Origin of the sequence: Zavarzinella formosa DSM 19928 (genome assembly GCF_000255705.1) — a bacterium.
Lineage (GTDB): Bacteria > Planctomycetota > Planctomycetia > Gemmatales > Gemmataceae > Zavarzinella > Zavarzinella formosa.
Map to the genome: position 1 here is coordinate 794,394 of NZ_JH636443.1, position 6,840 is coordinate 801,233.

7 protein-coding genes are annotated in these 6,840 nt (G+C 59.0%); 5 read left to right on the forward strand and 2 right to left on the reverse strand.

The window, feature by feature from the left end:
- The first annotated feature begins 82 nt into the window (after positions 1–82).
- From hisS to clpX, 5 genes are all read left to right on the forward strand, one after another.
- Positions 83–1,411, forward strand: a complete 1,329-nt coding sequence (gene hisS, locus BGIM_RS0128805; RefSeq protein WP_020473156.1) for a histidine--tRNA ligase — start codon at positions 83–85, stop codon at positions 1,409–1,411.
- Between the two features lie 169 nt (positions 1,412–1,580).
- Complete coding sequence (locus BGIM_RS52970; RefSeq protein WP_020473157.1) at positions 1,581–2,126, forward strand: HYExAFE family protein; 546 nt, start codon at positions 1,581–1,583, stop codon at positions 2,124–2,126.
- A 143-nt stretch (positions 2,127–2,269) separates the two neighbouring features.
- Complete coding sequence (locus BGIM_RS67870; protein ID WP_261339986.1) at positions 2,270–2,398, forward strand: hypothetical protein; 129 nt, start codon at positions 2,270–2,272, stop codon at positions 2,396–2,398.
- A gap of 279 nt (positions 2,399–2,677) precedes the next feature.
- Positions 2,678–3,043 (forward strand): SHOCT domain-containing protein, encoded by a 366-nt coding sequence (locus BGIM_RS0128820; protein WP_157369488.1) that lies wholly within the window; start codon positions 2,678–2,680, stop codon positions 3,041–3,043.
- A gap of 175 nt (positions 3,044–3,218) precedes the next feature.
- The gene (gene clpX / locus BGIM_RS0128825; RefSeq protein WP_020473160.1) at positions 3,219–4,568 is read left to right on the forward strand and encodes an ATP-dependent Clp protease ATP-binding subunit ClpX; all 1,350 of its coding nucleotides are present in this window, start codon (positions 3,219–3,221) and stop codon (positions 4,566–4,568) included.
- 403 nt (positions 4,569–4,971) lie between these two features.
- Here clpX and BGIM_RS52975 read toward each other — a convergent pair whose 3' ends face one another.
- Positions 4,972–5,559 carry a YbjN domain-containing protein gene (locus tag BGIM_RS52975; protein WP_020473161.1) on the reverse strand — a complete coding sequence of 196 codons (588 nt, stop codon included), beginning with the start codon at positions 5,557–5,559 and terminating at the stop codon, positions 4,972–4,974.
- A 181-nt stretch (positions 5,560–5,740) separates the two neighbouring features.
- Positions 5,741–6,754, reverse strand: a complete 1,014-nt coding sequence (locus tag BGIM_RS0128840) for a type II secretion system F family protein (protein WP_020473162.1) — start codon at positions 6,752–6,754, stop codon at positions 5,741–5,743.
- Positions 6,755–6,840 lie beyond the last annotated feature (86 nt).

Genomic DNA, 6,840 nt, shown 5'->3' on the forward strand with positions numbered 1-6,840 from the left:
TTGCGAAACTTTGTGTGATCTTTGCGTCTTTGTGGTTAGCGCTTTTTGTCTTCCTTCTCACCGAATTGATCGAGTTTCAAGCATGGCTATTGTCGAGCCCAGAGTGTTGCGGGGGTTTCGTGATTACCCGCCGGAGTTGATGATTCCCCGCGAGAGCCTCATGGAGACGGCCCGGCGGGTGTATCGCTCGCACGGGTTCGCCCCGATTGACACGCCGGCCATCGAACTCACCGAGGTGCTGCTTGCCAAGGTGGAAGCTGGGGCCGAGATCAACAAGCAGCTTTACCGCTTCAAGGACGCCGGGGATCGCGATGTGGCCCTGCGGTTCGACCTGACGGTGCCATTGGCCCGTTTTGTCGCCCAGCACGCCAACGAATTGGGCTTGCCGTTCAAACGTTACCACTTGGGGACGGTCTGGCGGGGGGAGGCGCCGCAGGCGGGGCGATTCCGCGAGTTCATGCAGTGTGATTTCGACACCATCGGCACACTTTCCAATGCCGCCGACATCGAGATTGCCGTGGTCATCAACGACCTGCTGACCGCCATCGGCTTCGAGCGGTTTGAAATCCGCGTCAACAACCGGAACATTCTCAACGGCCTGCTGACGCAACTCAACCTCGCGGACAAAACCTCCGTGTTGTTGCGGTCGCTGGACAAACTGGCCAAGATTGGCCGGGAAAAGGTGGTCGCCGAGATGATCGCCGAGGCGGGCGTGACGGCGGAACAGGCGGCCGAGGTGATCGCCCTCGCGGAAACCACCGGCTCGAACGCCGAGATTCTCGACCAACTGGACAAGCGTTTCGCGGACAACCCCTCGGCCAAAACCGGCATCGCCAACCTCCGGCAAATGGTCGACGTGTTCACGACGACCGGCGTTCCCGAAGGCCGATTGCGCGTCGATCTCTCCATCTGCCGGGGCCTCGATTACTACACCGGAACGGTGTACGAAACCTTCCTGCTCGACAAACCGGAGTTCGGCAGCGTCTGCTCCGGCGGCCGGTACGACAACCTCGCCGGATGTTACACGAAACAATCGCTCCCCGGCGTCGGCGCTTCGCTTGGCCTCGACCGTTTGCTGGCCGCGATGGAAGTGATGAACCTGCTGCCGAAATCAGCGACAGCCGCCCCCGTTCTGGTGCTGATGTTCGACATGGCCCGCCTTGGCGACTATCAACGCATCGCCAAACTCCTCCGGCAAGCCGGCATCGGCACAGAAGTTTACCCCGAAGCCAAAAAGCTCGGCCAACAATTCCAATACGCCGAACGCCGTGGCTTCAAGGTCGGCCTGATCGCGGGTAGAGACGAATTCGCCAAGGGTGTCTGGAAGATCAAGAATCTGGCGAAGCGGGAAGAGCTGACGGTTCCCGAGGGGGAGTTGGTTTCGGTGGTGCGGAAGATGCTTGCGGAATGACCGGGCTGTGCCGGGTTGTTCCAAAACAACCTCACCCCCCGGCCCCCTCTCCGGAGCGGAGAGAGGGAGCAAGAGAGAAGAAGTCGAAGCCTGTTGTGTTGGTTTGGTCCCCCCTCTCTGTCAGGAGAGGGGGTTAGGGGGTGAAGTTGCCTTTTCCGAGTTCCCTCGCATGGATAGAGCCAACCACTACGAATCGGCCTTCGAGGCGTATCTGCGGGATCGCCGGATTGGCTATGTGGCGGTCGATGAAAGCCGTCGCACTTCCATTGATGACGATCCCATCAAAAGCCTTGATTTCATTGTCTATTCCCCCGAGGGGCCGCGTTTTCTGATCGACATCAAGGGGCGCAAATTCCCCGGCGGGACTCCCGAGAAACCCCGCAAGGTGTGGCAAAACTGGGTTTCTCAAGACGACATCACTTGCCTCGAACGCTGGGAGACCAGTTTCGGCTCCGGTTACCGGGGGATGATCGTTTTCCTCTATCAACTCTCCGAAGCGGTCGAACTCGCCGATGACACGGCCGATCTGTGGGTCTGGAAGGGAAGCCGATATCTCGTGCGGGCCGTTCTGGCCGGTGACTATCGCCAACACATGCGCGTCCGTTCGCCGAGATGGCGGACGGTGGGCCTGCCGACAGCCATATTCAGCGAGCTTGTTCAGCCGTTTCGGAGTTTCACACACCCAGAAGCAGAAAGGATGAAGGATGAAGGATGAGGGATGAAAGGAAAACCAATTACTGCTGGCCGAAGATATTTCACAATCGGCTATTGGTTTTCCTTTCATCCTTCATCCCTCATCCTTCATCCTTTCCGACGCATATCATCTCCCCTACAGATCAAGTTGGCGGGAGACATCCGTTGAAGCGTACCATTCTGATGACGGCGGCGGCGTTGGGTTTGTTCCTCTCCGGGTGCGGGGGCGGCGGCGAAAAGGGAAAGAACAGGGACAAGGATATGCCGGTGCCGCCGGAGGCGAAAAAGGGTTGAGCGAGGCAAAGGCCGTCATTGCCAAAACCGGGACATTTTCCTTGTAATATCTACAAAAACCGGGGAAATCGACGGGGTTGGGTGTGAGTCTTGGGCATACGGGCGAAGAGTTGACGCTTGTGCGGACAAAACTCTTCTGAAGGGCTGTCGGTTCAGATCGCTTTTTACTTCAACAAAAATCCCGCACGGTATAATCGATTGCGGATGGACGGTCGGATCGTTCGGGCAATTCCCCACAATAGCCCAAACCGCTTCGGCCGTCAGATCACGGGTGACCGGATGACAACGCTGCATCAGTCGCACGCCCTTTTGTTCGGGGCGCTCACGAAAGAAGAGAACCTGATCATGGCCACCGCGGCCTTGGTCGGGGTGTTGCTGGTTGGCGGGATTATCATGGCTCGGGTTGACCGGTGGCGGAAACGCCAGATGGAAGACCCGGACGATTCGACGGGTCATTTGGGTTCGTTCCGGGAGATGTACGACCGGGGTGAACTGAGCAAGGAGGAATACGATCGCGTGCTTCGCCGGATGGCCGAGAGGGCCGCCGGAAAAACGAAGACCGTCAAAACCGCAGAGCCGACACCGGGGCCGACGCCAATTCCGGTTGAAGACGAACCGAAGCCCCCTTCCGGGCCAACGGATTAATTTGGTTGGAAGGGTTTTGCCGAAACGATCAGACCGCCGTACAATCACTCGAAAACCCCATCGGGCCACCCGGTTTTTCCACCGGGTCATGGACTGACGCCTGATTCAACGGGGTGATTGCACGGCGGAGCCGGACCCGTCCCAGCGGGTCCCCACCGAACCGGGGAACAACGGAATGGCAACGAATAGCACGGGCGAGACCGGCGGCCGCAAGCCGACCAATACCTCGAACCGCAGTCGAAACGCTTATTGCTCCTTTTGTCGCAAAAGCCACCGCGACGTTGGCCCCTTGGTCGAAGGACCGGGCGACGTCTACATTTGCGGCGAATGCATCGAGCTTTGCTCCTCGATCATCGATCAGGAGAAGAAGCGCCGGCACACGGGCAAATCAGCCACCAAGGAAATCCTGAGCCCGCGGGCCATCAAGGAAAAACTGGATGGCTATGTCGTCGGCCAGCAACGGGCCAAAAAGGTCCTCGCGGTCGCCGTCCACAACCACTACAAGCGCCTGGCGTTGCACGACAACGGCCGGGGCGACGTGGATGTGGAAAAGAGCAACATCCTCCTGATCGGGCCGACCGGCAGCGGCAAAACGCTGCTGGCCAAGACGCTCGCCAAGGTGCTGGATGTTCCCTTCGCCATCGGCGACGCCACCACGCTGACCGAAGCGGGCTACGTCGGCGAGGACGTCGAAAACCTCCTGCTGAAACTCTTGCACGCCGCCGACTTCGACGTGGAAGCCGCCCAACGGGGCATCATTTACATCGACGAAATCGACAAGATCGCCAAGACCAGCCAGAACGTCAGCATCACGCGGGACGTGTCCGGCGAGGGCGTCCAGCAAGCCCTCTTGAAGATGCTCGAAGGCACCGTCGCCAATGTGCCGCCGCAAGGGGGCCGCAAGCACCCGGAACAACAGTACATCCAACTGGACACCTCGAACATCCTCTTCATCTGCGGGGGAACGTTCGTTGGCCTGGAAGAAGCCATCTCCCGCCGGGTGGGCAAGAAGTCGATTGGCTTTACCGCCAACACCACTGTTGAAGAAGACACCACGGCCTTGCTGCCCCGCGTGGTCAGCGACGACTTGGTGGAATTCGGCATGATCCCCGAATTCATCGGCCGTCTGCCGGTGCTGGCCCCGCTTGATCCGCTGAACGAAGAGGCGATGATCAGCATCCTGACGGAACCGCGCAACGCCTTGGTTCGCCAGTTCCAAAAGTTGTTCGAGATTGAAGGGGCCGAACTGGAATTCGAGCCGGGCGCCCTCCGCGAGATCGCCCGCAAAGCCCTGTCCCGCGACACCGGGGCCCGCGGCTTGCGAAGCATTGTCGAAGAGATCATGCTCGACGTGATGTTCGATCTGCCCGACATGGAATCGAAGGGCAAACACATCGTCACTGAAGAAGTGGTCCTTGGGCTTTCGACCCTGTTTGACCGCAAGCCCCAACCGGCCACCGTCCCCGGCCCGGTTCCCGCCAACCCCGGCCCGGCGCTGGCGTTGCAAGAAAAGAAAAGCGCCTGAGTTGAGTTTTCTGTCAGGAATGAGAGCGGTGTTCAAACCCCTGTGGCGTTGATGCCAGAGGGGTTTGTTTTTTCGGTCCAACGGACCGATTAACATGGCCCAGCCCGAAAGGGCTGGGTCAATGGCCATGAAGAGACCTCGGTCTGAAGGACCGATTATCCACCCAAGGTCCGTGAGGGCCGCGAAGACAAACACCAGCCGATAATCGGTCCTTCAGACCGAAAAACCTTGGCGGTTTTTAAACCCAACCCTTTCGGGTTGGGCTATGTTAATCGGTCCGTTGGACCGAAAAGAATTTGTCTCTGGCATTGCTCAAGTTGAACGCAAAGAGCCCGGCAGGTTCGCCAATTGGCGGACCTGCCGGGCTCTTTCTTTTTTCTGAAAAACCAACGAATCGAAAAACTTAAGAGGGCTTCGTCCGGTCGTCGCCATCGTCCTCATCTTCTTCGTCGTCGGCATCGGGGAGGAAGGGAATTTCCTCGTCGTCATCCTCGTCGGTCTGGTCTTCGTCCTCGTCCAGAGCGTCGCTGGAGGCCGGGGGAACTTCGATATCCCGGATCAGGTCCAGCACCTCGCGGTCGCTGTAGATCACGGACATGATGCCGGGGAAGTAGCGGTTGATCGTCGACAGGTTCGCCCGCAACAGGTTGTCGATCATCGTGTGAGTCATCTCGCCCCCCTCGGCGTCGATGCTCGTCTTGTAGCGAATTTCCCCGTCGTCGTAATCCAGTTCAAAGTTGCCGATTCGCATCCCCCGGTTGGCCCGGCAGATGAACTCGGCCATCTCATCCATCTTTTCGCCGGGGGTGTTCACCGGCATGTAGGCATAAAAAATCACCCAGAATTTTTCCTCATCCACCTCGGCATAACAGAGCAACCGGCCGGACGTTCCCTTGAAGTGGAAGCGAAGAATCGTTTCCCCCTCCAGGATTTCGTACTTCCAGTTTTCCTCTTCCATGTAATCGATGAGGGTCGAGAAGAGACCGGTCATGGGTTGTTCTCGTGTAAGGGGGGAGCCGACGCCAATCCTTTATGGTATTTTACCTTGCGATCACAAACCCCTCCAGCAACGTTGGCTGAAAACATTCCAAAAATCGCCAAAAAGTTACCGTCAAGATTGTACCTGCGTGTGAGCCACGCATTTGCCGCTTGCAATAGATAAGAGGGGCCGTTCACCCGTCGAGGTTCGTGTTCAAGGCGTTCACATACGCGCCGAACACCATGAAGATGGCCGCGATCAGGCACAAGCCCACCAGCACGGCCAAACCAAAATTCATTTGCTTCGTCAACCGGGTGAACCGGCGGGAGGCTTCTTCCCGGTAATGCTCGGCCTGCCGGGCCATCACCTCCGGAATCTGCCCGCTGGCCTCGGCGATGGAGAGGTATCCCAAAAATTCGTTCGGGAACATCGGATTGGAGCCGATGGCGGTTGACAGGTCGGCGCCGTCCGTGATCATCTTGGCGATGCGCTTCGATTGCGAGGCGAATGCCTCAAAGCCGGTTGCCTGCAAACTAAGTTTGACCGCCTGCCCCACGGGGATGGTCGAGTCCGTCGTCAGTTTCAACGCCAGACAAAACCGGCTCATCGCCAGCGCCGAGAGACAGCCGCCCAGCGAGGGAACCCGAAGCAGAAATGCCCCGAGTTTCGCCTGCCGTTCGGCCGAGGATTTCAGGTATTTGAACACCCCAAAGCCCGCGGCCGCCAGCGCTCCGATGGTTAGCATGGCGAACACCATTCGCTTTGGGCCGCCGCCAAAAATCGCCTCGGCCTGCGGGCCGATGAACCCGAGGACGATGACCACCAGCGTGAGAACCACGATGGCCGATACAAATTGAATCACCGGCCACGCCGCCTGGGCGCGAAACTGCCGCTCCAGTTTTTCCTGTTCGCGGAAGTAGGTTTCCAGTTCGCCAAACACTTCGGGAACATGCCCGGTGCGATCCGCGACGACCGCCATTGCCAGAAACACCGGCGGCGCGCCGGGCACGAACCTTTTCACCGCATCGTCGAACGACGAGCCTCGTTTCAATGCTTCCTGAATGTCCCCCGCCGCCGCCCGCAACGGCCTCGGCCCGCTGCGGGCCAGTGTCTCAAACACCCGCGCCAACGGCAGCCCCGCCCCATGTCCGTGCTTGATGGCGACACACCACGCGCCCAGCGCGGCCGGAGAGTAGGGGGTGAACATGCTCAACTTTCTGCGGCATTTGGGGAACCCGGAACCCGGAATGACCAATGACCAATGGGGCGTTATGCTAGTTGCGGGAAGGCCAG

Excerpts from the sequence above, each read along its gene's own strand:
- BGIM_RS0128820 (WP_157369488.1), top strand. The coding sequence starts at position 2,678 with ATGACAACGCTGCATCAGTCGCACGCCCTTTTGTTCGGGGCGCTCACG.
- hisS (WP_020473156.1), top strand. The coding sequence starts at position 83 with ATGGCTATTGTCGAGCCCAGAGTGTTGCGGGGGTTTCGTGATTACCCG.
- BGIM_RS0128840 (WP_020473162.1), bottom strand. The coding sequence starts at position 6,754 with ATGTTCACCCCCTACTCTCCGGCCGCGCTGGGCGCGTGGTGTGTCGCC.
- BGIM_RS52975 (WP_020473161.1), bottom strand. The coding sequence starts at position 5,559 with ATGACCGGTCTCTTCTCGACCCTCATCGATTACATGGAAGAGGAAAAC.
- BGIM_RS52970 (WP_020473157.1), top strand. The coding sequence starts at position 1,581 with ATGGATAGAGCCAACCACTACGAATCGGCCTTCGAGGCGTATCTGCGG.
- clpX (WP_020473160.1), top strand. The coding sequence starts at position 3,219 with ATGGCAACGAATAGCACGGGCGAGACCGGCGGCCGCAAGCCGACCAAT.